This is a genomic window from Centipeda flueggei ATCC 43531 (assembly GCF_000160695.1).
Lineage (GTDB): Bacteria > Bacillota > Negativicutes > Selenomonadales > Selenomonadaceae > Centipeda > Centipeda flueggei.
Genome location: NZ_GG694006.1, coordinates 504192 through 529640, shown reverse-complemented (window position 1 = coordinate 529640; position 25449 = coordinate 504192). Strand labels below are relative to the sequence as shown.

Here is a 25449-nt window from a genome sequence, read left to right as displayed (position 1 = left end):
GCGGACGCAGTAATGAAGGCGGCGCGGGATCGGACCGCGGGCGCGGCGGGCGCGGCGGTGCGCGTCGTGACCGTGAGGAGCGCAGCGATCTGCGCCAGAATGACCGAAGCCGCGGCGGTGTACGCAAGGGACGCAAGGGACGTACCGCTGCTCCTGCGCCCGCAGCTAAGGCGGAGATCGCGCGGCCGAAACACATCAAACTGCCGGAGACGATTGCCGTCAAGGATCTTGCGTCCAAGATGAGCTATACTGCATCGGATATCATCAAGAAGCTTATGCTCATGGGTGTCATGGCGAGCATCAATCAGGAGATCGATTTTGATACGGCAACACTTGTCGCAGGGGAATTCGGTGTCACCACCGAGGAACTGCCGCCGGATATCGATCCGACGCTGATCCCTGAGATCGTGGACGATCCAAAGTCGCTGAAGGAGCGTCCGCCAGTCGTTACGGTCATGGGTCACGTCGATCACGGCAAAACGTCGCTGCTCGACGCCATCCGCAATACCTCGGTCAGTACGCATGAGGCGGGCGGCATCACACAGCACATTGGTGCCTATCAGGTCGTCTGCAAAGGAAAGAAGATCGTCTTCCTCGATACGCCGGGACATGAGGCGTTCACGGCGATGCGCGCACGCGGCGCGCAGATTACGGATGTCGCGATCCTCGTGGTTGCGGCAGACGACGGCGTAATGCCGCAGACCATCGAGGCAATCGATCATGCGAAGTCGGCGCATGTGCCAATCATCATTGCCATCAACAAGATCGATAAGCCTGGGGCGAATCCCGAGCGTGTCAAGCAGGAACTCATGGAATATGGTCTCATTGCTGAAGAATACGGCGGTGATACCATCATGGTGCCTGTCTCAGCAAAGCAGCACACGGGCATCGATGATCTCCTCGAGAATATCCTTCTCGTCGCCGAGGTTGAGGAGCTGAAGGCAAATCCGAACCGTGAAGCACGCGGTGTCATCATCGAAGCAAAACTTGACAAAGGACGCGGTTCCGTGGCGACGGTGCTTGTCCAGAGCGGTACGCTGCGCATCGGTGACTCCATCGTCGTCGGCACGGCGTATGGGCACGTGCGTGCGATGATCAACGACCGCGGCGACAACGTTAAGAAGGCAGGCCCGTCGATGCCGGTTGAGATCCTCGGTCTCAACGATGTTCCCTCGGCAGGCGACATCCTTGCTGCCGTCGATGAGAAGCAGGCACGTTCTATTGCTGAGGCGCGTCTTGGCAATCAGCGCCGCGATCTCATCAAATCGAAGAGCGTCTCGCTCGATGCTCTCTTCCAGCAGATTCAGGAAGGTGACATCAAGGATCTCAACATCCTCGTCAAGGCGGATGTACAGGGCTCGGTCGAGGCGCTGAACTCGGCACTCCTTGGGCTCAACAAGAACGATGAAGTGCGCGTGAATATCGTGCATTCGGGCGTCGGTGCGGTCAGCGAGTCTGATATCATGCTCGCTTCTGCATCGCAGGCGATCGTCATTGCGTTCAATGTGCGTCCCGATGCGAACGCACGGCGTCTTGCCGATACGGAGGACGTTGACATCCGTACCTACCGTGTCATCTACGATGCGCTCAACGATGTCAAGGATGCGATGAGCGGCATGCTGAAGCCGAAGTACAAGGAAGTCATTCAGGGACGCGTCGAGATTCGTCAGGTCATGCGATTCTCCAAGGCACTGGTCGCGGGCTCATACGTTCTAGAGGGCAAGATCAGCAACAACTCCAAGATCCGTATCCTGCGCGACAATGTCGAACTGTTCGACGGAGAGATCGACTCGCTGCGCCGCTTCAAGGATGAGGTGAAGGAAGTTGCCGCCGGCTATGAGTGCGGGATCTCGATTGTCGACTTCCGTGACTTTGCCGAGGGTGACATCATCGAGGCATATACGATGGAGGAAATTGAGACCTCCATTGCTGAGGCAAACAAAGCGGCAGAACAAAAGCGTGAGGAACAGGCTGCTGCTGCCGCTGCCAAAGCAGAAGAACACACCGAAGAAGAATAGTCATAACAGTGCAGTCTACCGCCTGTCATATCGGCGGATGGTGGGCTGCGCTCTTTTGTCTGAGCGGCGGCGGGGAATCCTTGCCGTTTATCCATAGGAGGAACAGGCCTTGAGTAAGGTTCGTGTGGAAAAGGTTCAGGAGCTGATGAAACAGGAAATCAGCGATATTATTTTTAACGAATTGAAAGATCCCCGTATTGGTTTTGTGACGGTCACCTCGGTCGCGTGCACGGAGGATCTGCGTGAGGCGAAGATCTACGTCAGTGTCATGGGGGATGAGAAGAAGGCGCGCGATACGCTGAACGGGCTTAACAGCTCGCTCGGCTTTGTACGGCGCGAGATCGGCAAGCGCATCCGTCTCCGCTTTACGCCGGAGATCAGCTTTGCGCTCGATACGTCGCTGAACTATAGTGATCACATACAGCGGCTGCTCAATGAAATCCATGAGGATCAGCCACAGGAGAAAAAGGAGGACGTATGAAGATCACCATGGATGCTGCGGCGCAGATGCTCCGCGATGCGCAGACTGTCGTTCTCACTTCGCATATCCGTCCCGATGGGGATGCCATCGGATCGACGCTTGGACTCATGCACGTCCTGCGTGCACAGGGGAAAGAAGTTCGTATCCTGATTGACGATGAGATTCCCCGAATTTTCAGCATTCTGCCGGGCGTTGACCAAATTGAGCGTCCCATAGAGAGTCAGCGTTATACCGCTGACCTGCTTGTCGTCTGCGATGTTGAACTCGGCAGGACGGGGGCGTCGGTATCCGTTGTGGATGCCGTTCATCTGCTTAATATTGATCATCATGTGACGAATGATGAGAAGGCGGAGCATCTCTGTCTGAACCCTAAAGCTGCCGCTACCTGTGAGATAGTTTATGACCTTGTTCGCATCCTCGGCGTCATGCCGATGCTCGATGCGGCGGTCTGCCTTTATACGGGAATGGCGACGGATACGGGCTTTTTCCGATTCTCCAATACGACGCCGCATACGATGCGCGCGGCGGCGGATCTCCTTGAGATCGGCGTGAAGCCGAATATCGTTTCCGCAGCGATGGAGATGAAGTCATACGATGAAGTGATGGCACAGGTCAGAGCCATCCGAAACCTCGAGATGTTCTTTGACGGCAGGGTTGCCGCTGTCTTTATCGACGAAGAACGGGCACGCGAGGTCACGACGACGGAGGGACTGCTTGACGAGCTGCGCGTGATCGAGGGGACACAGATTGTATTCTTTATGAAGTGGCTGGAAAAGGATACCTACCGCATCAGTATGCGCTCAAAGGGGACGAACGTCTCGCGCATCGCGCAGAAATTCGACGGCGGCGGACATATCCGTGCAGCGGGATGCACGATCCACGCGCCGTTTGCCGAGGCTCGTACGGCGATCCTCGATGCCATCGGGGAGGAGCTGAACGCGTAAATCGTGGACGGATTCATCAATGTACTGAAGCCGACGGGGATGTCCTCGCACGATGTCGTCGATGTCGTGCGGCGCATCTTTCACCAGAAACGTGTCGGTCATGCAGGGACGCTCGATCCCGCGGCGGCAGGGATTCTCCCCATCGCCCTTGGGCGCGCTGCGCGGCTCGTGGAGTACCTTGAGGGGGCGGATAAGTCCTACCGTGCCGAGATCGCCTTTGGCTATGCGACGGACACGGGGGATGTCTACGGGATGGTAACGGAGCGCTCAGAGCACCCCGTTCTGCCGGCGGCGGAGGAGATTGAGGCGGTGCTCGCACGCTTTCGCGGGTGCATCACGCAGCGCCCGCCCGCCTACTCGGCGATCAAGGTCGGCGGGAAGCGTGCCGCCGATCTTGTGCGGCAGGGACGAGCAGTGGATATCCCGCCGCGCAAGGTCACCATTCACCGATTGGAGCTCCTGCACATCGATGCCGTGCGGCAGCGCATCCGCATCGACGTGGACTGCTCCAAGGGGACCTATATCCGGTCCCTCTGCGCCGACATCGGTGCGGGACTGCATCTGCCCGCGACGATGCGCTTCCTTCTGCGCAGCCGCGTCGGCGCGTTTACCCTCGCGGATGCCTATACGCCCGAGGAACTCGCAGAGGCGGGGGAGGATGCGGTCTGCGCGGCAGACCGCGCCCTGTCGCTCCCATGCTACGAGCTGACACAGCAGCGTGTCAAGGCGTTTTACAGCGGGCTCTCAACCACGGAACGGCGCCCTCTCGCTGCAGGGCTTTATCGTGTCTATGCGGACGGCGTTTTTCTCGGTATCGGACGCTATGATGCCAATGCACAGGAGATGTACCCGGAGAAGGCGTTTCCGCCGGTTTGAGATTTAGAGGCATTTATTCATATTTCCCTTGTTGGGCTGTCGTATCGACAGTCCTTTTGTTTTGAGAATCTCCCTCTCTATGGTATAATGGCAGGCGTAACGATAAGGAGGATACGTTTGATGAAAATAGATGATGTGATTCACGGGTTTCGTCTGCTTCGCTCGGAGCAGATTACAGAGGCAGAGGGAACGGCACGCACGTTTGTGCATGAGAAGACGGGAGCGCAGCTGTTCTTTTTAGAGACGGCGGACGACAACAAGGTGTTTTCGATCAGCTTCCGTACGCCGCCGGTCGATGATACGGGGGTGGCGCATATCGTGGAGCACTCCGTGCTCTGCGGCTCGCGCAAGTATCCGCTGAAGGAGCCGTTCGTGGAGCTTGTGAAGGGCTCGCTCAATACGTTCCTCAATGCGATGACGTTCCCCGATAAGACGATGTACCCTGTGGCAAGCCGCAACGACCGCGATTTCCAAAATCTGATGGATGTCTATCTGGATGCAGTGTTTTACCCGGCAATGCGTGAGAATCCGCAGGTGCTCATGCAGGAGGGGTGGCACTACGAGCTTGAAAATACAGACGCGCCGCTGACGTACAGCGGAGTGGTCTACAATGAGATGAAGGGCGCGCTCTCCGCGCCGGATGATCTCCTCGGCAGCCGCATCATGGCGGCACTCTATCCCGATACAACATATGGCTATGAGTCGGGCGGCGATCCCGAGGCGATTCCCGCGCTGACGCAGGAGCAGTTCCTCGCGTTTCATGCGCGCTACTATCATCCGTCCAACAGCTATATCTATCTCTATGGCAATCTCGACATTGAGGAGAAGCTGGCGTATCTCGACCGTGCCTACCTCTCGCATTTTGACCGCATTCCCGTGCCGTCGCGCATTGATCGTCAGTCTGCATTCCCGGCGTGCGTCCGCAAGGATCATTTCTATCCCATCGGCGCGGAGGAGCCGCTCGCAGAGAATGCCTTTCTTTCGCTTAGCTGGGTGATCGGCGATACGTCGGATATGAAGCGTGTCATGGCACTGCAGATTCTCGACCATGCGCTGCTGCGGATGCAGGGCGCGCCGCTGCGGCAGGCGCTCATCGACGCGGGGCTCGGACGCGATGTGGATTCGAACTACGAGAGTGACATCCTTCAGCCGTTCTTCAGCATCGTGGTCAGCAAGTCGGAGACGGCGCGCGCGGAGGAGTTCGCACGGGTTGTGCGGGAGACGCTGACGCAGCTCGCGGATGGGGGACTCAATCATCAGCTCGTACAGGCATCGCTCAATACGCTTGAGTTCCGTCTGCGCGAGTCGGACTTCGGCTCATCACCCAAGGGACTGATCTACGGAATTCGTCTGATGAAGACGTGGCTCTACGGCGGTGCGCCTGAGGACTATCTGCGCTATGAGGATACTCTTGCCGCGCTCAAAAAAGGACTCAAGGACGGCTACTTCGAGCAGCTGATTCGCGAGGCGTTCCTCGACAATCCGCACGCCGCTCTCGTGACACTCGCGCCGAGCCGTACGCTCGGTGCGGAACGGGCGGCAGTCCAGGCGGCGGAGCTGGCGGAGAAGAAGGCTGCGATGAGTGCAGACGAGGTTGCGGAGGTTATGCGCTCCTGTACGGCGCTGAAGGCGGCGCAGGAGGCTCCTGACACGGAGGAGGCACTGCGCTCGATCCCTATCCTTGCACGGTCGGACATTCGCAAGGATGCGGAGCGTCTGCCGCTCGAGGTGCGCGATCTCGCGGGGACGAAGGTGCTCTTTTCGGATCTCGAGACGAACGGCATTGTCTATCTGAATTTCTACTTCCCGATGGCGGCGGTTGCACAGGAGGATCTGCCGTATGCGTATCTGCTCGCAGAGATGTTTGGTGCGGTCGATACGGCGGCGCACGGCTATGCGGAGCTTGCCATGCTGCGCAGTCTCTATACGGGCGGCATCGGAGCGGACATTGTCGCCTATACGCGTGCGGGTGAGGCGGACTCACTCATGCCGCGCTTCAAGCTGCGCGCCAAGGTGCTGCGCGGGAATCTGCCGCGCCTGTTTGAGCTCCTCACGGAGATCATCGGCACGAGCGACTTCTCGGGCAGCAAGCGTATCCGCGAGCTGGTCGATGAGGAGAAGACGGGCATGGAGCTCTCGCTCCAGCGTGCGGCAAATCAGGTTGTCGCCTCACGCATTGCTGCCTACCTGACACCGGCGGGCGCCTATGCGGAGGTCGGCGGACTGCCGTTCCACGATTTTCTCTCTGCATTCAAGGAGAACTTTGACGCGGATCATGCGAAGATGCAGGCGGCATTTGCACGCATCCTGCCGCAGATCTTTAACCGCAATGATCTGATCCTCAGTGTGACGGCACCCGCCTCCATGTATGATGAGACGGCAGAGCAGCTCGCCGCGTTCAGGGACACGCTCTCTGCGGCAGTGTTCCCGCCTGCGCCGTACACGTGGAACATCTGCGCACGCAACGAGGGACTGACGACGCAGAGCCGCGTGCAGTACGTGGCAAAGGGGGCGAATTTCCTCAAGCTGGGCTATCGCTACACGGGGACGATGCGCGTGCTCGAAACACTGCTCCGCTACGACTATTTCTGGACACGCATCCGTGTGCAGGGCGGAGCCTACGGTGCGATGACGCAGTTCAACCGCAACGGCTTCATGGTGTTTTCTTCCTACCGTGACCCGAACCTCGCCGAGACGCTGGATGTGCTCGATGAGACGGCGGACTATGTGCGCACGTTTGATGTGTCCGACCGTGAGATGGATAAATTCATCATCGGCACGATGAGCGGCGTGGATGCGCCGATGACGCCGCAGATGAAAGGGGATATTGCCGCAACGTTCCATCTGCGCGGCATCACGCAGGAGGATCGCCAGCGTGCGCGCGATGAGATTCTCACAGCACAGCAGGCGGACATCCGTGCGCTTGCACCGCTCGTTGCGGATGCAATGCAGGCGAATGTGCGCTGTGTGCTCGGCGGAGAGGAGAAGATCCGCGAAAATGCCGTTCTCTTTGATGCGGTGCGGCCTGCGCTGCGGATGTGACAGATCAACAAAGCTTTTGACTTTTCGCGCGGCACGTGGGATAATGATGACAGAATAAATAAAGGGGGAGCTTGCCATGAGGAAAGAGATTTTTCGCGGTGCGGGCGTTGCCATTATTACGCCGTTTACGGAGACTGGGGTCAACTACAACGAGCTTGGACGCATCATTGAGGATCAGATTGCGGGCGGGACGGATGCCATCGTCATCACGGGGACGACAGGCGAGTCCGCGACGATGACAGATGCAGAGCATCGCGAGGCAATTCGCTATACTGTGGAGAAGGTGGGCGGGCGCATTCCCGTTGTTGCAGGTACGGGCTCGAATGAGACATCCTATGCGATCGAGCTGTCGCAGTATGCCGAAAAGGTCGGCGCCGATGCGCTCCTCCTCGTCACGCCGTACTACAATAAATGCACGCAGAATGGTCTCGTTGCCCACTATATGAAGATTGCGGACAGCGTCGGCATTCCGGCAATTCTCTACAATGTGCCGTCGCGTACGGGTGTCGGTATTAAGACGGAGACGTATGCAAAGCTTTCGCAGCATCCCCGCATCGTCGGCGTGAAGGAGGCGAGCGGCGATCTCACGGCGATCCTGCGTCTGCGCGCCGCGACGGGCGATGATTTTGCGGTCTACTCCGGCAACGATGACCAGATTGTGCCGATTCTGTCGCTCGGCGGTTCGGGTGTGATCTCCGTGCTGTCGAATGTTGCGCCGCGCGCGGCACACGATATATGTCAGCATTATTTTGACGGTGATGTGCGCACGGCGGCAAAGATGCAGATCGACTATGCAGATCTTATCGATGCGCTCTTCTGTGAGGTCAACCCCATCCCCGTCAAAACGGCGATGTGCCGCCTCGGCTATGATGCGGGACCTCTGCGCATGCCGCTTTCGGAGATGGAGCCGGTCCATGCGGCACAGCTCGATGCGGCACTGCGTAAGCATGGCCTGCTGAAGTGACCACATCTCTCGCTCTCCTGCCGCATGGGCTGTGTCCCGCGTGCAGGGGGGCATTTTTTGGCCTGGAGGGATGGGATGAATGTCTTAGAGGTGCGGCTTGCGGCGCAGGATGTGCTCGTCCTTGACGGGGCACTGGCAACGGAGCTGGAGGCGCGCGGCTTTTCTGTGGACGATCCGCTCTGGTCGGCAAAGGCTCTCTTTGAACGCCCTGACCTCGTGCGTGACATCCATCTGGACTATTTGCGTGCGGGCGCAGATGTCCTGACGAGTGCAAGCTATCAGGCGACCGTCGACGGCTTTATGCAGCGCGGCTTTACAGCGGAGGAGGCAGCAGAACTGCTGCGCCGCTCCGTGCGGCTGGCGCAGGAGGCACGCGGCCTCTATCGGGCAGAGCGCAGCACTGGCACTGCTGTGCCGCTCGTGGCAGCGTCTGTCGGTCCATACGGAGCATATCTTGCCGACGGCTCAGAGTATCGCGGTGACTATGACGTGGAGGAGGACGCGCTTACAGCGTTTCATGCACAGCGGCTGCGGATTCTCGCCTCCGCTGCGCCCGATCTTCTCGCCTGTGAGACCCTGCCGTGCCTCCATGAGGCATGCGCCATCGTCCGCTCACTGCGGGCTGAGGGGATCCGTATCCCCGCGTATTTCTCGTTCTCCTGCCGAGACGGTGCGCACATCAGCGACGGGACGGAGATTGCGGAATGTGCTCGTGTGCTCGATGCCGTGCCCGAGGCAGCAGCAATCGGTGTGAACTGCACAGCACCGCAGTATGTGAGCGGTCTGATCCGAATGATTCGGCAGGAGACCGATAAGCCCATCGTCGTCTATCCGAACTCCGGTGAGTACTATGATGCGGCGGCACGGGTGTGGCGCGGTGCGGCGGAGGATTTTGGCGCACGGTCGCGGGAATACGCAGCGGCGGGGGCTCGCATCATCGGCGGCTGCTGCCGTACGACGCCGCACGATACGGCGGCGATTGCGGCGTGGGTAAAGGCCGGCAGGAAACGGGGGGACGGAGATGGAGACAGAGTACGCGGCGGATCTTCCGCGCGCCGTACGCGCCATGCGTGAATTTCTCACAGCACTTGGCGTAGATACTGCGGCGCAGGGGATGGAGGAGACGCCGCAGCGTGCCGCACAGCTCTATGCGGAACTCTTTGCGGGGCTGCATGAAGATACGGCGGAACTTTGGGCGGATGTCCTGACGGAGGAGACGGACGGCCTCGTTGCCGTACGCGCCATTCCATTTTATTCGATGTGTGAGCATCATTTGCTGCCGTTCTTCGGCACGGCGCACATCGTCTACCAGCCCCATGCGGGCCACGTGGCGGGCTTTGGCGTATTTGCGCGGCTGGTCGCGTCGATGGCGCGCCGTCCTCAGCTGCAGGAACGGCTGACGGGGGACATCGCGCGTGAGATCGAGTGCGGACTTGGGGCGGAAGGCGTGCTTGTCGTCCTCGATGCGCAGCAGCTCTGCATGATGATGCGCGGCGCACGAGCACACGGTGCACAGACAACGACGTCGGCGTCCTGCGGCATATTTCGCACGGATGCAGCATCACGGATGCAGGCATGGACGATGCTTGGGATGGAGAGAGGAGCACAGGATGACGGCGAATCGACACTATCGCTTTGCTGACGGGAAGGAACTGACCCTTGGCGGGCGAACGCTTGTCATGGGGATTCTGAACGTGACGCCGGACTCGTTTTCTGACGGCGGCAAGTGGAACACGCGCGACGATGCGCTCCGCCACATGGAGGAGATGGTGCGGGACGGGGCGGACATCATCGACGTCGGGGCGGAGTCCAGCCGTCCCGGCTTTGTGCCGATGAGCGCGGCGGAGGAGACGGAGCGGCTGCTGCCGTTCCTCGAAGCCGTTTTGCCCGCATGCCCCGTGCCCGTTTCCGTGGATACGTTCAAGGCGGAGACGGCACGCGCGGCACTGCGTGCGGGCGCGCATCTCCTGAATGATATATGGGGGCTTCAGTACGCCGAGGAGCCGGGGGCGATGGCGCATGCGGCGGCAGAGATGCATGCGCCCGTCGTCGTGATGCACAATCAGAACGGAACGGTATACGCGGGAGACATCATCGAAGCAATGCGGGATTTTTTCACGCGTTCCTTTGCAGCGGCGGATGCGGCAGGACTGGCACGGGACAATCTCATCCTCGACCCCGGCATCGGCTTCGGCAAGACGGCAGAGCAGAATATGCACGTTCTTCGGCGCATGGACGAGCTTATCTCCTATGATGGGACAGACTATCCCGTGCTGCTCGGTGCGAGCCGCAAAAGCTTTATCGGGGCGGCGCTTGGTCTGCCCGTCACGGAACGCATGGAGGCGACGGGGGCGGCGTGCGTCCTTGGTATTCTGCGCGGTGCATCCATTGTGCGCGTGCATGATGTGAAGCCGATTGCGCGAATGTGCCGCATGACGGATGCAATATTGGGGGCGTAGGATGGATCGTATTTTTCTGCACGGTATGCGGTTTATGGCTTGTCATGGTGTCCTTCCTCATGAGCGGGAAGTGCCGCAGTCGTTCGAGGCGGATGTGGAGCTGGGGCTTGATCTGCGTGCGGCAGGGGAGACGGACGATCTTCGGAACACCGTGAACTACGCTGAGGTCTATGAGCTGATACGTCGGGTGATCGAGGGAGCACCGAAGGCGTTGCTTGAGACCCTTGCGGAGGATGCTGCGGCACAGATTCTTGCGGCATTCCCTCGGGTCCATTCCATTACGCTCACCGTGCATAAACCTGCTGCGCCGATCGCGGGTATCTTTGCGGATGTCGGGATCTCCATCACACGGGACAGGGGACAGTGATGGTACGGACAGCGTATATCGGGCTTGGGGCGAATCTCGGCGAACGCGGTGAGACGATACGCGCGGCACTGCGGCGGCTGTCGGAACAGGACAGCATTCGTGTGGAGCGTGTCTCTGCATTTTATGAGACGCCGCCATGGGGCAAGACAGATCAGCCTCCTTTTTTGAATGCCGCCGCGCGCATCACGTTTGACCGTACGCTCGAGGAACTGCTCGCGGCGATGCAGTGCATCGAACGGGAACTCGGACGCGTGCGGCATGAGCATTGGGGCGCACGTACGATAGATCTCGATCTGCTCTATGTGGACGGCGTCACGTCTGCACAGAAGCGGCTGACTCTGCCGCATCCCTATCTGACGGAGCGCGCCTTTGTGCTCGTTCCGCTGGCGGAGATTGCACCGACGCTCTGCGTTGACGGCAGACCAATTTCCGCATGGCGGGAGGAGGCGGATGCGTCGGGGATTGTGCGTGCCCCCGAAGTATCTGCCCCGTATCCGCTCGAACTCATCGCAGCAGTGGATGATGCGGGCGGTATCGGTCGGGCGGGGCATCTGCTCACCGACTGCCCCGAGGATATGGCACATTTTCGCCGTATGACGATGGGCGGCATCGTCGTTATGGGACGGCGTACGATGGAGAGTCTGCCGGGGAGGCGTCCGCTCGTGGGGCGTATGAATATCGTCCTCTCACGAACGATGCAGGAGACGGACGGATTCTATGCAGCAGCCGACATCTTGGCACTCTGGCGTCTTCTGGGGCGCCTGACGGCAGAGGAGGCGCGTCCGATCTTTGTGATCGGCGGCGCAGCATGCTACCGCCTGCTTCTGCCGTATGTATGGCGGGCGTATGTGACGCGCCTTTTGGGCAGCTACGATGCAGATGTCTTTTTTCCTTCGCTGGATGGATTTTCCATGACGAGCAGCAGCGCAGGGCAAGACTGTATATTTGAAGTTTACGAGAGAGTTTAGCATGGCAAAGGCAATTTTCCAAAACGATTGGCAGGAACTCCTTGCGGATGAGATGGCGCAGCCCTACTATCGTGAACTGCGCGCATTCCTCATTGAGGAGTACCGTACACGGCGTGTGTACCCCGATATGTATTCGATCTTTAATGCACTGCACTACACAAGCTTTGCCGATACGAAGGTCGTCATTCTTGGTCAGGATCCCTACCATGGAGACGGACAGGCGCATGGGCTGTCATTTTCCGTGCAGGTCGGCGTTGATCCGCCGCCGTCGCTGCTGAATATCTACAAGGAGATGCAGGACGATCTCGGGATCGTCCCGCCTGATCACGGCTGTCTCATCCCGTGGGCGCGGCAGGGCGTGCTCCTCCTCAACACCGTTCTTACCGTGCGCGCTCATGCGGCGGCATCACACGCGGGACACGGGTGGGAGCGATTCACTGATACCATCATTCGCCTCCTCGGGGCACGTGAGAAACCGCTCGCCTTCATCCTCTGGGGCAGTCCTGCACGGAAGAAACGCAGCCTGATCACGAATCCGCGCCATCTCATCGTCGAGTCGCCGCATCCGAGCCCCCTCTCAGCGCACCGCGGCTTCTTCGGCAGTCATCCATTCTCGCGTGTCAACGACTTCCTCACGCGTGTGGGGGAGACGCCCATCGACTGGCAGCTCCCTCCGGCAAGTGAGATCAAGCCGTAATCTTTGATTCTTGCTGAAAGGAGATTATCATGAATGCATTACTGCTGCGCGGTATCTGTGCCTTTGTCCTGCTCAGCTGCATCGGCGGCTGCGGTGCACCCGCATCGTCGTCGAGTGAGATGCCGCGTGAGATCGTGCAGGAGAACAAAGCTGCCGCAGGACAGAAGGAGATCTATCTCGCCGGCGGCTGCTTCTGGGGGACGGAACTCTACCTCAGTCTGGTGCCGGGCGTTGTCTCTGCAGAGTGCGGCTATGCAAACGGCATGAGTGCCCATCCTTCCTATGCGGAGGTATGCAGCGGCAGCGGGCATGCGGAGGCGGTTCACGTTATCTATGACCCGCACATCATTTCGCTCGATCAGCTTCTGACCGCATTTTACGACTCCATCGACCCGACGGCAGTCGATCGGCAGGGCAACGACGTCGGGCGGCAGTATCGTTCGGGCATTTACTATGTGAAGGCAGACGGCGGCAAGGATGCATCGATCATCCGTGCGTCGTTGGACGCACTGCAGAATCGTCTCGGTCAGAAGACGGCTGTCGAGATGGGACCGATCGTGAACTTTTATCGTGCAGAAGACGATCATCAGGAGTATCTCGAGAAGCATCCCAACGGTTACTGCCATATCTCCCCTGCGCTCATCGCTGCGATGCGTGAGAAACGTGCGGAAGCCGAACCGATGGGGGAGAAGAAAAACGTGCGTCATGATGAAAAGCCGACAAAGGCTGAACTCAGAGAACGTCTCACGGATCTGCAGTACGCCGTTACCCAGGAGAAGGCGACAGAGCCGCCCTTCCGCAACGAATACGATCACGAGTTCCGTGCGGGTATCTACTGTGACATCACGACGGGCGAGCCGCTTTTTGTCTCCACGGATAAATATGACTCGGGCTGCGGCTGGCCGGCGTTCTCACGTCCGATCGATGCGGCGCTGATTGCAGAGCAGGAAGATCGCTCGCACGGCATGGTGCGTACCGAGGTTACGGCGGCGAACAGCGGCGCGCATCTCGGGCATGTATTTGACGATGGCCCCGCCGCAACGGGTGGGCTGCGCTACTGCATCAACAGTGCGTCCCTGCGGTTCATCCCGAAGGAGGACATGGAGGAGGAGGGCTATGGGGACTATCTCTATTTGCTGGAAAAATAGACTCGGAAAAATCCCAGCGTATTGAGATGATTCGTAAAATATCCCTTTGTCGTATTGACAAGCGATTCTTCCAATGTTACTATAAATGCGTTTTATGAAAACTTTATATGAAGTGGATCAGGTATCGGCGCGAACTGCCAGGTCGTTTGACAGTTTGCAGAGATATAATAGAGAATCCGGTAAGGAAACGTATTTTCCCATCAAGCCGGAGCGGTCACGCCACTGTATCAGTGAGCAACCCTGCATGGAGCCATTGTCTCCGTCACTGAGAGATTTCTCTCGGGAAGGCGCAGGTGCGCGAGGAACTGGAGCCAGGAGAACTGCCTGATTGACAATCGCCGTTTGACCTGCGAGTGATAGGGATGGGGATTTCTGCGCGTCTTCTGATGCCGTTGTGATCCTTTTTTGTGTACCCCTTCTGCGCATGCAGGAGGTTTTTTTATGCGTATCATCTCGTTTTACGTGCAAGTTCATCGGCGCAGGATGGAGAAAGGGGACAAAGAACAATGAAACACAGGAAGCAGCTGGCAGCAGCTGCATGCATGGCACTGGCTGAAATGAGCTTTACCGCTGCAGGGCATGCAGAAGAGCAGCCGGGAGCCGATCCCGCCGTTGAAGCAGATACACATGGCCTCGGCGAGACGGTGGTGACGGCACAGCGACGTGTGAAGCGTGATATTGATACCCCGGCGACGACAACGATCATTACGGCAAAGGATATTGAAAAGGCAGGCTATCGCAACGTATTCGAGGCGATTGATCAGCAGATCGGCTCGACGAGTACCTCTTACGGTGAGGCAGGGCAGGATTTCGGCTTCTCTGCCGGCCGGCTCAGCCTGCGTGGCTATGACCGCGGTACGCTTGTCATGGTGAACGGTGTACCAATGAATCTCAAAAACTATCCGAGTACGGAGGGGATACCTGCGTCGATGGTCGAGCGGATCGAGATTGTCAAGGGGGCGGCATCGACACTTTACGGTGCGGAAGCGATGGGCGGTGTGGTCAATATCATCCTGAAGCGGCCGAAGGAGGGAGAATCGCAATTTACACTCAATCAGACCCTCGGCAATCAGTTCAAAAAAAGTGAAGCGACATATGCAGGTGATCGCATCATCATTGATGTCAGTCGTGAGTGGACAAAGGATCGTCCCCATTCGAATGATTTTGGTGTGGGCAGAGTATCTTTGATTGACTGGTGGGTTGGCAAAGGGAAGAAAAGTCGTGTGGGTATTATCGCGAAAATGACGGATGAGCTGACGCTGAACTACAACTACATGGAAGGGGACATTACGCGGGGAGGACGAAAATATCTGCCCTCCGGGATACCATCGGCTACGCGCTATGAGTATCGCTATAACGATTACCGCCATACAGCCAGCCTCGTCTATCAGGGCAAAGAGAATGGCATTCGCGCTGTTCTTGGATATAATTACCGCAAGGTCGATGGTTATGATTCTGTAGCACATCGAAAGGTTGCCAGTAATGCCACACTGAACGGGCAAGTTCTTGATGTACAAAAGAATTGGCACATGGGACAAGATTCTCTGGTATTTGGCTATTCTTACCAACGTGAGGCGGCAGATGTTCCTCATTACAGCCGCAGTGCTGCACGGATAAGCAACTCACTCTACACATCTTATTCCAAGCAGCTTACATCGAAGTTTAACGTGACGCTCGGGCTGCGTGGCGAGCTCATCAACGATCCTGAGAAAGATCAGCGCGTACTTTTGCCGCAGATTCAGACAGAGTATAGGTTTGACCGCAATACGGCATGGTATACGAATATTGGAAAAGCGTTCCAGATGCCGACGGTCGATGACAGCTTTAAGTACCCGGCATTCAATCCGACAGGGCTAAAGCCTGAGCGCGGGTGGACGTATGAAACGGGGGTGAAGATGCGCCGCGGCAAGGATACGTGGAAGGCAGCCGTCTATCACATGGCAATGAAGAATAAAATCGGTTGGAAATGGGATCCCGTGACATTGAGTTATTACGCGACCAATGTGGGTGATTTCCGTAATTTGGGGGTCGAAGTTGAGTACACGCGCAACATTAACAGCATGTGGAGATTTACGCTTGGCGGTTCTGTGTCGAATCCGCAGATAAAAACGCCCAATAGCGGAACGGGATGGACACAGGATGCGGGCCGCCTTGAAGGTCTTATCCGCATCGATTATGAGAAGGCAAAGTGGCAGGGAAATTTGAATTTCAAGTATCTCGGCGATCGCGAGTATTATAAGCCGAGCCCGAGCAGCGGTACGCCGCAGGATACACCCGATAAGCTGCAGCTTAACATGAATGTGATCTATACGGCAGGGAGGTCTGATACATTGACGTTCGGGCTCTACAATCTGCTGAACCGTAGGAATTATTCCAATCGGTACGGCAATCTTGACCTGCCGCGTAACTTCCGTCTGACTTACAGCCATGTATTCTAAGAGGGTGTTCTGTGCACTTCTCCTTGCCACTGTACTGCTTCTCCTTGCTGCAGGCTGTGGCAGCGGAGCGCATGTGCCGACAGAGAAGGATGCGTTCTATCGCGGTGTGGATGATGATGGAACGGAGATTGTTCTCAGAGAGAGGCCGCACCATATCGTTTCGCTGGGACTGAGCACGGATGAAATCCTGCTTTCCCTTGCCTCGCCTGAACAGATCGCAGCACTCACTTCGTATGCAGATGATCCGGGACTGTGTTCGATGACCGAAGCGGCACAGGCGGTTTCGGTCAAGATCAAGGATAAAAGTCCTGAGAGCGTGCTCGCACTTGATCCCGATCTTGTCCTTGTAACGGACGGAGTACCGAAGGAGCTGGCAGATAGTCTGCGTGATCTTGGGATTTCCGTCTTTGTCTTCCATACGCCGAAACGCATCGACGGCATCTTTGCCCACATTGAAACGATAGGGCAGATGATCGGTCAGGAGGAGAATGCCGCGGCCCTCATCGCGGAGAAACGTGCTCTTCTTGCTGATGTGGAGCGGCGTGTCGGAGACATCCCCGAGGAAAAACGCCCCATTGTCGTTGCGTTCGCGTTCAGCGGTGTGTTTGGGCGCAAGGATGGGCTGTTTGACGATATGTGCCGTCATGCGTCCCTGCGCAACGGCGCTGCGATGGTCGGGCTGACGGCAGAGACGTCCGTCTCAATGGAGCAGGTGGTCGCGCTCAACCCCGATGTATTCCTCCTTCCAACGTGGAGTGCGGAGGGGAAAACGACAGAGGAGTTTCGCGACAAACTTCACCGTGATCCGTTGTTTCTCCATGTGAAGGCGGTGCAGGAAAATCATCTCTATGTCGTGCCGGACTACTACCGTTACAGTGCGTCCCAGAATGCCGTAAACGGCGTCTATGCGCTGGCACGTGCCGTTTATCCTGAACGTTTTGCAGACGTGAATCACTAGGAAAATGGGAGTGATGCCCTTGCAGATGCTTGTGCTGAGCCTTACAGGAGCGTGTAACATGGCCTGCCGATACTGCTGTGCTGCAGGACAGGAACAACACACAATGACATGGGAGACAGCGCGACGTGCCATTGATCTTGCTCGTGCAGGCGGTCTGCCATTTATCCTGCAATCCTCGGGCGGATAGCCTCTCCTCGTTCTGCCGCTGCTGCAGCAGATTGTGCACTGAAACGATCTGCTATGATGGCGTCAGGAGGATGAAAGATCGTTTGATGAAGAGCATGGCATAGGAGCAGAATGCCGGACAGTGAGCAGCATGAGGGAAATGGCCGGTGTGATACAGCGGCCTCATGACATATCATGGAGAGACGGAGCGGATACCATAAGAGCATTGTTGGGGCAGTGCCATTTCCAGAAAGGACATGTGAATGGAGAAGAGGGCAGCCTATCCTTTTGCTGCGATCGTCGGACAGGAGGAGATGAAGACAGCACTCCTTCTCAGCATTGTTATGCCGTCGCTTGGCGGTGTGCTGATCAAGGGCGAGAAAGGGACGGCGAAATCCACTGCTGTCCGTGCTGCTGCGGCACTCCTGCCGGATTTGCGGGCGGTGACTGGCTGTGCCTGTCACTGTGATCCGTCGCTGCCGGATCTGTACTGTGATGCCTGCCGTGCAAGGCGGGAATTTGGAGAAGAGCTCACGGCAGAGGAAATTCCGATGCGCGTGGTGGAACTGCCCGTCAGCGCGACGGAGGATCGTGTGGTCGGAACGCTCGACATGGAGGCAGCGATTCAGCACGGGCGCAAGGAGTTCGAGCCGGGCATTTTGGCGGCGGCAAACCGCAATATCCTCTATGTAGATGAGATCAATCTGCTCGAGGATCATATCGTCGACATTCTGCTCGACTCTGCGGCGATGGGCGTCAATACCGTGGAGCGTGAGGGCATCTCCTATGCCCATCCGGCGCGCTTCGTTCTCGTTGGGACGATGAATCCGGAGGAGGGGGACATCCGCCCGCAGCTCCTCGATCGTTTTGCGCTCTCCGTGACCGTTGCAGGCGAATGTGAAGCCGAGACGCGCGTTGAGGTGATTCGCCGCAGGATTGCCTATGAGCGCGATCCCGATGCCTTTGCTGAGACCTATGCAGGCGCCCAGCAGGAGCTGCGCGAACAGATCACTGCGGCGCGTGCGCGTGTCGCCCACGTGGCGGTGCCGGATGAAATCCTCGGCTATGCAGCTCAGATCTCGCTGACGCTCGGCGTCGACGGACACCGTGCGGATATTACGCTGATCAAGGCAGGCATTGCTCATGCAGCGCTTGCAGGACACATGGCGGTGACGGCAGAGGATCTGCAGTGCGTCAGCCGCCTCGTCCTCGCACACCGTATGCGCCGCCGCCCGTTCGAGGAGGGGGCGGTCGACTGGAGTGCGGTGGATGCGATCTTGGGAGAACGTGCATAAATAGCTTTTCGGAGGAAAAACTTGGATACTCCGCGTTATCCGCTGACTGCCGTTGTCGGGCAGGAGCACGCACGGCGCGCACTTTCGATCGCGCTCATCAACCCGCGAGCGGGAGGCCTCCTGATCTCCGGCACGCGGGGCACGGCAAAATCCGTTCTCGTCCGTGCGGCAGCACCGTTTACACCAGCCGGAAAAATTACGGAACTGCCGCTCGGAGCGTCGGAGGATATGATCTTCGGCACAATCGACATGGAGACGGCCCTGCAAAAAGGCAAGCGGCGCCTGCGGCACGGCCTGCTGCACCGTGCACGCAATACATTTCTCTATATGGACGAGGCCAACCTCCTGCGTGAGGATATTCTGTCCACGGTCCTGAAATGTGCGGGAGATGGTTCTTTTCGCCTCGAACGGGACGGGCTGTCGTTCATCGAGGAGGTTTCCTATACGCCTGTCGGTACGATGGATCCTGCAGAGGGTACGCTTCGCCCCGCTCTGCTGGATTCTTTCGGCATGTTTGTGACGATGGAGGAGGAGGGGGATGCGGCGCAGCGGAGCGAGATCGCCGCACGTGTACTCGCATACGAGCGCGATCCGGCATCCTTTCGTGCTTCCTATGCTGCGCAGGAGGAGGCATTCGGAGCGATGATCAGCCGTGCCCGCGCATTGCTGCCGCGCGTAGAGGTCCCGTCTGCCATTCTCCGCTTTGCGGCAGCCTGTGCTGCGCGCGCATGTTGTGTCGGCAACCATGCGGAGATTTATCTCATCGAGGCGGCGTGTGCGACTGCAGCGCTCGCAGGAAGATCGTTCGTCATGCCTGCGGATGTGGAGGAAGCTGCGGAGTTCGTGCTCGTGCATCGGATGAGCCGCCCGCAGGAGGAACAGCAGCCGCCGCCCGATGCTGGGAATGCCCCGGAGCAGGGCGGGAATGACATGCCGGATGAGCCGCAGGAAGCACCTCCTCCGCAGGATGACGGAGGAGCGGAGAGTCCTCATGGAGCCTCGTCGGAGAACGAATCCCAGAATGCGCCTCAGGACGGGGCGGACGATCCGTCCCCGCCGGAGGAAGCGCATGAGGATGGAGACGATCGTGTCGCAGCCCCGCTTGAGAACGTCATGGCGCGGCTCTCGCTCCTCTCCATGACGATGCGTGCCCAGGGCAGAAAGAGCGGAAAGCGCGACATCGTTCAGACGCATACGGCGGACGGCCGCTGCCTGCGCACGGAACTGCCGCATTCAGGTGCCCGTCTCGATCTCGCACTCTCTGCTACGCTGCGTGCGGCAGCCCCGTATCAGCGCGCGCGCCAGCGGACGCAGACGGTTGTGATCCGTCCTGAGGATGTGCGCGTTTGGGTGCGTGCGAAACGCGCGGCGGCAAATATTCTTTTTCTCGTCGATGCGAGCGGTTCGATGGGAGCACGCGAACGCATGAGGATGGTGAAGGGTGCAATCCTTGCCCTCCTGCAGGAGGCATATCAAAAGCGCGACTGTGTGGGGCTGATTGCCTTTCGGCGGGATCGTGCGGAGACGCTCCTGCCGATGACGCGCAGTGTGGAGCTGGCGGAAAAGCAGCTGCGCGACCTGCCGACGGGCGGACGGACGCCGCTTGCCGAGGGGCTCGCCTGCGCTGTGCAAACGCTGCGTGAACTGGAACGCAGAGGCAGCGAGAAAACGGTACTCATCCTGATTACGGACGGGCGAACGAATACGGCGCGGGACGGAGATGACGGCGTACAGCGTGCCCTGCGTGCAGCGGAAGAGATCGCAGGCACGCAGGCGCTCACGCTTGTTCTTGATACAGAGCGCGGCGTGCCGCGGGTTGGAGCTGCACCGGAGATCGCCCGCCGTATGGAGGCGCGTTATTATACGTTGGAACAGCTCTCAGCCGAGGGGGTTCTCGAGATTGTCCGCGCATCCCGCAGCATGCAGAGGTAGCATCTGCAAAGACAAGGAGTCAGAATAGATGAAGATTGCACTCTATACAAATATTCTGCGTGTCCGTGTACTGGCTCGGCGCTGCATAAGTGCTCTTGAAGACCCTGCAGTATGTATCCGTCCTGCAGATGCTGCGGCAGACTGGTCTGAGGTGCGCGCAGATGCGGATCTTCATCTCTTTCTCTGGATGGGCACAGGGCTGGACAATGACTTCTTGAAAAAGGCGTCACGCAATTTGCAGAGGAATCGGACGCCGCACCTGATCGTCGTGGACAATGCCAATCATGATAAGGTGACATATGGATTCTCGGAGGAGCAGATTCAGACGGCATGGGCATATTTTCGCTATGACGGCGAGGAGAATATGCGCAATCTTTTTTACTGGCTCGGCAGAGAGTTCGGAGGGCTTGCCTGCACAGCAGAGCCGCCGCGTCCGCTCGCGTGGAACGGCGTCTATCATCCGGACTGGACGGGGGATCCCGAGGACATCGCGGGATATCTCGCCTCGCATTACGAGGAAGGGCGTCCGACGGTCGGGATGATCTTTTACCGTTCGGAATGGATTACGGGGGACTTCACGTACCATACTGCGCTCGTTCGTGCAATCGAGGCGGAGGGGATGAACGCGGTCGCTGTGTTTTCCAATTCCTATCGTGACGAACGCGTAGAGTCGCCGACGCTGATGGATGCGATCCGCAAGTATTTCTGCAGGGATGGAGAGCCCCTTGTCGACGTGATCATCAGTACGATGAAGTTCTCCATCAAGGCAGGCGGCACGTGCATTGAGGACCTCTATGAACTCGGCGTGCCCATTCTTGAGGCGTATACGGTGCTTGCAGAAAAGGAGGAGTGGGAGCGCTCTCCGGCGGGACTTGATCCTATGGAGGTCTCGATGAGCGTCGCCATGCCGGAGTTTGACGGCGTGATCCATGCCGTACCGATTGCAGCGAAGGTGCGCGACGAAAGCGGTGAGGTCAGCTATGCAGCCCTCGATGAGCGCATGGAGCGGATCGCGTGCAAGGCACGCAAGTGGGCGGCGCTGCGGCATAAGCCGAACGCGGAGAAGAAGATTGCCATTGTTTTCCACAATTATCCGCCGACGAATGCAAACATCGGAAGCGCTGCGGGGCTTGATTCGCCGGAGAGCGTGCTCCGTCTGCTCATGGCGATGCGTGCCGCAGGCTATGTCATGGATGAGATTCCGGAGAGCAGCAAGGCGTTTATGAAGCTGCTGACGGATCACGCGACAAATGACCGCCGCTTTATGAGCGTGGAACAGGCAAAAGCTGCCGATGGGCAGCTGACGGCAGAGCAGTACCGCGCATTTTTCACGGAGCTGCCCGCGCAGGTGCGGTCGCAGCTCGTGCGAGACTGGGGTGATGAACCCGGCGACGTTTTGAGCTATGACGGGACACTGCTCATCCCGGGCACGCTGAACGGGAATCTGTTCATCACGGTGCAGCCGCCGCGCGGGTTTGGTGAGGATCCGGGGAAGCTCCTGCATTCGCCCGATGCTGCACCGACGCATCACTACATCGGGTACTATCACTGGCTGCGCGATATCTGGAAGGCGGATGCCGTGATCCACGTCGGAACACACGGATCGCTGGAGTGGCTACCGGGGAAGAGCACCGGCCTGTCCGATACCTGCTACCCGGATGTGTCGCTGGGCGATCTGCCGGACGTCTATCCCTACTGGATCACGATCGTTGGGGAGGGGATTCAGGCAAAACGCCGCGGTGCGGCGTGCCTCATCAGCCATCTCTCCCCGCCGATGCAGCTGGCAGGAGGATTCGAGGAACTCGAAGAGCTCGAGCAGGCTCTCGATGAGTACGTCCACTTCCGTGCGGCGCAGCCGGACAATATCGAGGCTGTGCAGGATATCGTCCGTGAAAAGGCGGGTGCCTGTCATTTTGAGGATGAGATTGATGAGGGCGATGACTTCGACGATTATACGGCGCGCCTCCACAACTATGTGACAGACATCAAGAATATGCAGATCCGCACGGGCCTGCACATTCTTGGCCGTGCGCCTGAGGGCGAGGGGCTGATCGACTTCCTGTGCGCTCTCGTGCGCATGGAGCACGGTGGGGAGAACTCCCTTGTTCGCCTGCTCGCCGCGCAGGCAGGCTATGACTATGAGGAGCTCCTCACGCACAGCGAGCGCATGACGGCAGATGGGATGACCTATGGCAGGAAGCTGGATGCGGTCGAGGCAGAGATGCGAGCGCTCATCTCCTTCCTTGCCGAACATGACTATGCACCGGAGGCTATCGAGCAGGCAATGGTACTTCCCAGGATTGCCGCTGCCTATGCGGAGGCGCGTGCATCATTTTCCCATGCGCTGCACGAGATTGTGGAGGATATGGTGCCGCGCCTGCGCCGTACAGAGGGGGAAATTACGGAGACGCTGCGCGCGCTCACCGGCAGATACATTGAGCCAAGCCCTGCAGGCGCACCGACGACAAACGGCGTGGATGTGCTTCCGACGGGGCGGAATTTCTACGGCCTCGACCCGCGCTGTATGCCGACGCCTGCTGCTTGGGAGTACGGAAAACAGCTCGGTGATGCCCTCATAGAGCAGTATATCAGCGACGAGGGTCGCTATCCGGAGGCGGTCGGGATTGTCTTCTGGGCGGGTTCGAATATGCGCAGCCACGGGCAGTGCATCGCAGAACTCTTCTACCTCATGGGGGTGCGCCCCATATGGCTGCGTCCCTCGCAGCGTGTCTGCGGTCTCGAGGTCATCCCCATCGCGGAGCTGAAGCGGCCTCGTATCGATGTGACGGCACGCATCAGCGGACTGTTTCGCGATGCCGTTCCGAATGCGGTGCATTGGGTCGATGAGGCAGTGCGCATGGTGCGCGATCTCGATGAGAGCGACGAGGAGAACTATGTGCGCAAGCACGTTCTCGCAGATACCGCTTGGCTCGAGGAGCAGGGGGAGGCGCGGGAGAGTGCATGGGAACGCGCCTCCGTACGCATCTTTGGCGACCCGCCGGGTGCGTATGGTGCGGGCATCGGTGACCTGCTCGAATCGAAGGCATGGGAGACGCTCGACGATCTGGCGGCGGTCTATACGCGGTTCTCGGGAACCGCATACGGCGGTGACGGCTTCGCACGCGGTTATGATCCCGAGGTATTTCAGCGCCGTATGGCGGGGCTCGATGTCACGGTCAAGAACGAGGATACGCGTGAGACACATATGTTCAGCTCGGATGACTACAACGCCTACCACGGCGGCATGATCGCGACCGTGCGGGCACTGACGGGCAAGGCTCCACGTTCCTACACGGGCGATTCGAGTGATCGCCAGCGCATCGTCGTGCGGACTGTTGAGGAGGAGGCGGTGCGTCTTTTCCGCGGGGAAGCGATGAATCCGAAGTTCATCGAGGGAATGAAGGAGCACGGCTATAAGGGTGCCTCTGATCTCGCGAACTATCTTGCGCACAGCTATCAATGGGATGCGACAAGCGGCGTGATGAAGGATTGGATGTATGAGGGCTACGCGCGCAAATATGTGCTGGACGCGGGCATGCAGGAGTGGATGCAGGATGTCAATCCGTGGGCGCTTCACCGCATGGCGGAGACACTGCTCGAGGCACAGCAGCGCGGCTTGTGGAACACATCCGAGGAAACTCTTGCAGAGGTGCGCAGTCTCTATCTTTCCATTGAGGGCGATCTCGAGGAGCGTTCGGAGGGGACCGTATGAGCTGCAAAAATCAACTCATGTCCTTTTTCATAGCGATTCTCACCGTATGCTTTCTCACGGGCTGCGTTGACCTTTCCAATAACCAGGGAGGGGGTTATCAGGTTACGGATGTGGAGGGCACGGTCATCACGATCGCGCATAAGCCGCAGCGGATCCTGACCGTCAGTGCTGGTACGGATGAGCTGATGCTTGGCCTTGTGGAGCCGGAGCGCATGGCGGCGATCAATGAATCTCTCGCCGATCGGGAACATACGAATATTCCGTGGGTGTGTGACCGGATTCTGACGGTCATCCCCCGCAGTCCGTCAGCCGAGCAGATTGCGGCGCTGCATCCGGATCTCGTCGTCGTGACGCCGTGGATGCCGCGTGAGAACATCGATGCCATCCGCGAGCTGAACGTGCCGGTTCTCGTCTGCAAGTCCGCTGCGACAATAGAGGATATTCACGATAATATCCGACTCTATGCAGCGGCTATCGGCGAAGTGGAGCGCGGGGAGAAACTCGTCGGCATGATGGAGGAAAAGCTCGCCGAGATCCGTGCGAAGGTGGCAGAGGTTCCGGAGGAGAAGAAGCATAGGAGCATTGCACTCATCTCCATCATGGTGAACTACGGCGGCGCAGGCTGTACCTTTGACGAGCTTTGCCGCTGTACGGATTCGATCAACGCCAAGGCGGCGGCAGGCAACCGCATGGGGCAGGAGATGACGAAGGAGCAGCTCGTCGCAGCGAATCCAGACTATCTCTTTTTCCCAAGCTATGAAGATGGCGCGACCAATGAGGAGAATTACGGACGTCAGTATCTGGAGGACCCTTCGCTCGCGCAGATGACTGCCGTGCGGGAGCGCCAGATCGGACATCCGTGGGCGCGCTACGTTTACAATCTCTCGCAGAACATTGTGTATGGTATTCAGGAGACGGCGTGGATTCTCTACGGCGACGAGTTCAAACAGTCACGGCATGAGTTTCTTACGGCTGTGGAATAAGG

19 protein-coding genes, 1 pseudogene and 1 riboswitch are annotated in these 25449 nt (G+C 58.5%); all 20 genes and pseudogenes read left to right on the top strand.

What is annotated here, in order from left to right; translation table 11 throughout:
* A partial coding sequence (gene infB / locus HMPREF0908_RS02530) for a translation initiation factor IF-2 (protein ID WP_006689862.1) occupies positions 1-2018 on the top strand: 2018 nt, incomplete at its 5' end.
* Between the two features lie 109 nt (positions 2019-2127).
* Entirely contained in the window at positions 2128-2499 is a 372-nt protein-coding gene (gene rbfA, locus HMPREF0908_RS02525) for a 30S ribosome-binding factor RbfA (RefSeq protein WP_040572352.1), read from the top strand.
* On the top strand, positions 2496-3443 hold the full coding sequence (locus HMPREF0908_RS02520; RefSeq protein WP_006689860.1) for a DHH family phosphoesterase: 948 nt from the start codon (positions 2496-2498) through the stop codon (positions 3441-3443). The genes rbfA and HMPREF0908_RS02520 overlap by 4 nt, the downstream gene beginning before the upstream one ends.
* Positions 3444-3446: 3 nt before the next feature.
* Positions 3447-4319, top strand: a complete 873-nt coding sequence (gene truB, locus HMPREF0908_RS02515) for a tRNA pseudouridine(55) synthase TruB (RefSeq protein WP_006689859.1) — start codon at positions 3447-3449, stop codon at positions 4317-4319.
* A gap of 120 nt (positions 4320-4439) precedes the next feature.
* Complete coding sequence (locus HMPREF0908_RS02510) at positions 4440-7361, top strand: insulinase family protein (protein WP_040572351.1); 2922 nt, start codon at positions 4440-4442, stop codon at positions 7359-7361.
* Positions 7362-7437: 76 nt separating this feature from the next.
* The gene (gene dapA / locus HMPREF0908_RS02505) at positions 7438-8325 is read left to right on the top strand and encodes a 4-hydroxy-tetrahydrodipicolinate synthase (protein ID WP_006689857.1); all 888 of its coding nucleotides are present in this window, start codon (positions 7438-7440) and stop codon (positions 8323-8325) included.
* Between the two features lie 75 nt (positions 8326-8400).
* Positions 8401-9399, top strand: a complete 999-nt coding sequence (gene mmuM / locus HMPREF0908_RS02500; RefSeq protein ID WP_040572350.1) for a homocysteine S-methyltransferase — start codon at positions 8401-8403, stop codon at positions 9397-9399.
* Positions 9347-9967: a GTP cyclohydrolase I gene (gene folE / locus HMPREF0908_RS02495; protein ID WP_040572349.1), complete on the top strand. Its 621-nt coding sequence runs from the start codon at positions 9347-9349 to the stop codon at positions 9965-9967. The genes mmuM and folE overlap by 53 nt, the downstream gene beginning before the upstream one ends.
* Complete coding sequence (gene folP, locus HMPREF0908_RS02490; RefSeq protein WP_006689854.1) at positions 9936-10784, top strand: dihydropteroate synthase; 849 nt, start codon at positions 9936-9938, stop codon at positions 10782-10784. Before folE ends, folP begins: the two co-directional genes overlap by 32 nt.
* Position 10785: 1 nt before the next feature.
* The gene (folB, locus tag HMPREF0908_RS02485) at positions 10786-11151 is read left to right on the top strand and encodes a dihydroneopterin aldolase (protein ID WP_006689853.1); all 366 of its coding nucleotides are present in this window, start codon (positions 10786-10788) and stop codon (positions 11149-11151) included.
* A complete protein-coding gene (gene folK, locus HMPREF0908_RS02480; protein ID WP_006689852.1) occupies positions 11151-12119 on the top strand; it encodes a 2-amino-4-hydroxy-6-hydroxymethyldihydropteridine diphosphokinase in 969 nt (322 codons plus the stop codon). Before folB ends, folK begins: the two co-directional genes overlap by 1 nt.
* Position 12120: 1 nt before the next feature.
* Positions 12121-12816 (top strand): uracil-DNA glycosylase, encoded by a 696-nt coding sequence (locus tag HMPREF0908_RS02475; protein ID WP_006689851.1) that lies wholly within the window; start codon positions 12121-12123, stop codon positions 12814-12816.
* 29 nt (positions 12817-12845) lie between these two features.
* Positions 12846-13964, top strand: coding sequence for a peptide-methionine (R)-S-oxide reductase MsrB (gene msrB, locus HMPREF0908_RS02470; RefSeq protein ID WP_006689850.1), 1119 nt, complete (start codon positions 12846-12848; stop codon positions 13962-13964).
* A gap of 102 nt (positions 13965-14066) precedes the next feature.
* A riboswitch (cobalamin riboswitch) is annotated at positions 14067-14306 on the top strand.
* Positions 14307-14470: 164 nt separating this feature from the next.
* Positions 14471-16402 carry a TonB-dependent receptor plug domain-containing protein gene (locus tag HMPREF0908_RS02465; RefSeq protein ID WP_006689849.1) on the top strand — a complete coding sequence of 644 codons (1932 nt, stop codon included), beginning with the start codon at positions 14471-14473 and terminating at the stop codon, positions 16400-16402.
* Positions 16392-17360 (top strand): ABC transporter substrate-binding protein, encoded by a 969-nt coding sequence (locus HMPREF0908_RS02460; RefSeq protein ID WP_006689848.1) that lies wholly within the window; start codon positions 16392-16394, stop codon positions 17358-17360. Before HMPREF0908_RS02465 ends, HMPREF0908_RS02460 begins: the two co-directional genes overlap by 11 nt.
* A gap of 13 nt (positions 17361-17373) precedes the next feature.
* A pseudogene (locus tag HMPREF0908_RS11180) lies at positions 17374-17544 on the top strand (radical SAM/SPASM domain-containing protein); the annotation flags it as partial.
* A 244-nt stretch (positions 17545-17788) separates the two neighbouring features.
* Entirely contained in the window at positions 17789-18820 is a 1032-nt protein-coding gene (locus tag HMPREF0908_RS02455; protein ID WP_006689845.1) for a magnesium chelatase ATPase subunit I, read from the top strand.
* Positions 18821-18841: 21 nt separating this feature from the next.
* The gene (locus tag HMPREF0908_RS02450) at positions 18842-20752 is read left to right on the top strand and encodes a VWA domain-containing protein (RefSeq protein WP_006689844.1); all 1911 of its coding nucleotides are present in this window, start codon (positions 18842-18844) and stop codon (positions 20750-20752) included.
* Positions 20753-20780: 28 nt separating this feature from the next.
* Positions 20781-24464, top strand: a complete 3684-nt coding sequence (gene cobN / locus HMPREF0908_RS02445) for a cobaltochelatase subunit CobN (RefSeq protein ID WP_006689843.1) — start codon at positions 20781-20783, stop codon at positions 24462-24464.
* Positions 24461-25447: an ABC transporter substrate-binding protein gene (locus tag HMPREF0908_RS02440; protein ID WP_006689842.1), complete on the top strand. Its 987-nt coding sequence runs from the start codon at positions 24461-24463 to the stop codon at positions 25445-25447. The genes cobN and HMPREF0908_RS02440 overlap by 4 nt, the downstream gene beginning before the upstream one ends.
* Positions 25448-25449 lie beyond the last annotated feature (2 nt).

Bases quoted from the DNA above. Each gene is read 5' to 3' on its own strand.
- folB (WP_006689853.1), top strand. From the start codon at position 10,786: ATGGATCGTATTTTTCTGCACGGTATGCGGTTTATGGCTTGTCATGGT.
- HMPREF0908_RS02510 (WP_040572351.1), top strand. From the start codon at position 4,440: ATGAAAATAGATGATGTGATTCACGGGTTTCGTCTGCTTCGCTCGGAG.
- cobN (WP_006689843.1), top strand. From the start codon at position 20,781: ATGAAGATTGCACTCTATACAAATATTCTGCGTGTCCGTGTACTGGCT.
- HMPREF0908_RS02455 (WP_006689845.1), top strand. From the start codon at position 17,789: ATGGAGAAGAGGGCAGCCTATCCTTTTGCTGCGATCGTCGGACAGGAG.
- dapA (WP_006689857.1), top strand. From the start codon at position 7,438: ATGAGGAAAGAGATTTTTCGCGGTGCGGGCGTTGCCATTATTACGCCG.
- HMPREF0908_RS02520 (WP_006689860.1), top strand. From the start codon at position 2,496: ATGAAGATCACCATGGATGCTGCGGCGCAGATGCTCCGCGATGCGCAG.
- HMPREF0908_RS02465 (WP_006689849.1), top strand. From the start codon at position 14,471: ATGAAACACAGGAAGCAGCTGGCAGCAGCTGCATGCATGGCACTGGCT.
- folK (WP_006689852.1), top strand. From the start codon at position 11,151: ATGGTACGGACAGCGTATATCGGGCTTGGGGCGAATCTCGGCGAACGC.
- folP (WP_006689854.1), top strand. From the start codon at position 9,936: ATGACGGCGAATCGACACTATCGCTTTGCTGACGGGAAGGAACTGACC.
- msrB (WP_006689850.1), top strand. From the start codon at position 12,846: ATGAATGCATTACTGCTGCGCGGTATCTGTGCCTTTGTCCTGCTCAGC.
- HMPREF0908_RS02475 (WP_006689851.1), top strand. From the start codon at position 12,121: ATGGCAAAGGCAATTTTCCAAAACGATTGGCAGGAACTCCTTGCGGAT.
- mmuM (WP_040572350.1), top strand. From the start codon at position 8,401: ATGAATGTCTTAGAGGTGCGGCTTGCGGCGCAGGATGTGCTCGTCCTT.
- HMPREF0908_RS02440 (WP_006689842.1), top strand. From the start codon at position 24,461: ATGAGCTGCAAAAATCAACTCATGTCCTTTTTCATAGCGATTCTCACC.
- folE (WP_040572349.1), top strand. From the start codon at position 9,347: ATGGAGACAGAGTACGCGGCGGATCTTCCGCGCGCCGTACGCGCCATG.
- HMPREF0908_RS02460 (WP_006689848.1), top strand. From the start codon at position 16,392: ATGTATTCTAAGAGGGTGTTCTGTGCACTTCTCCTTGCCACTGTACTG.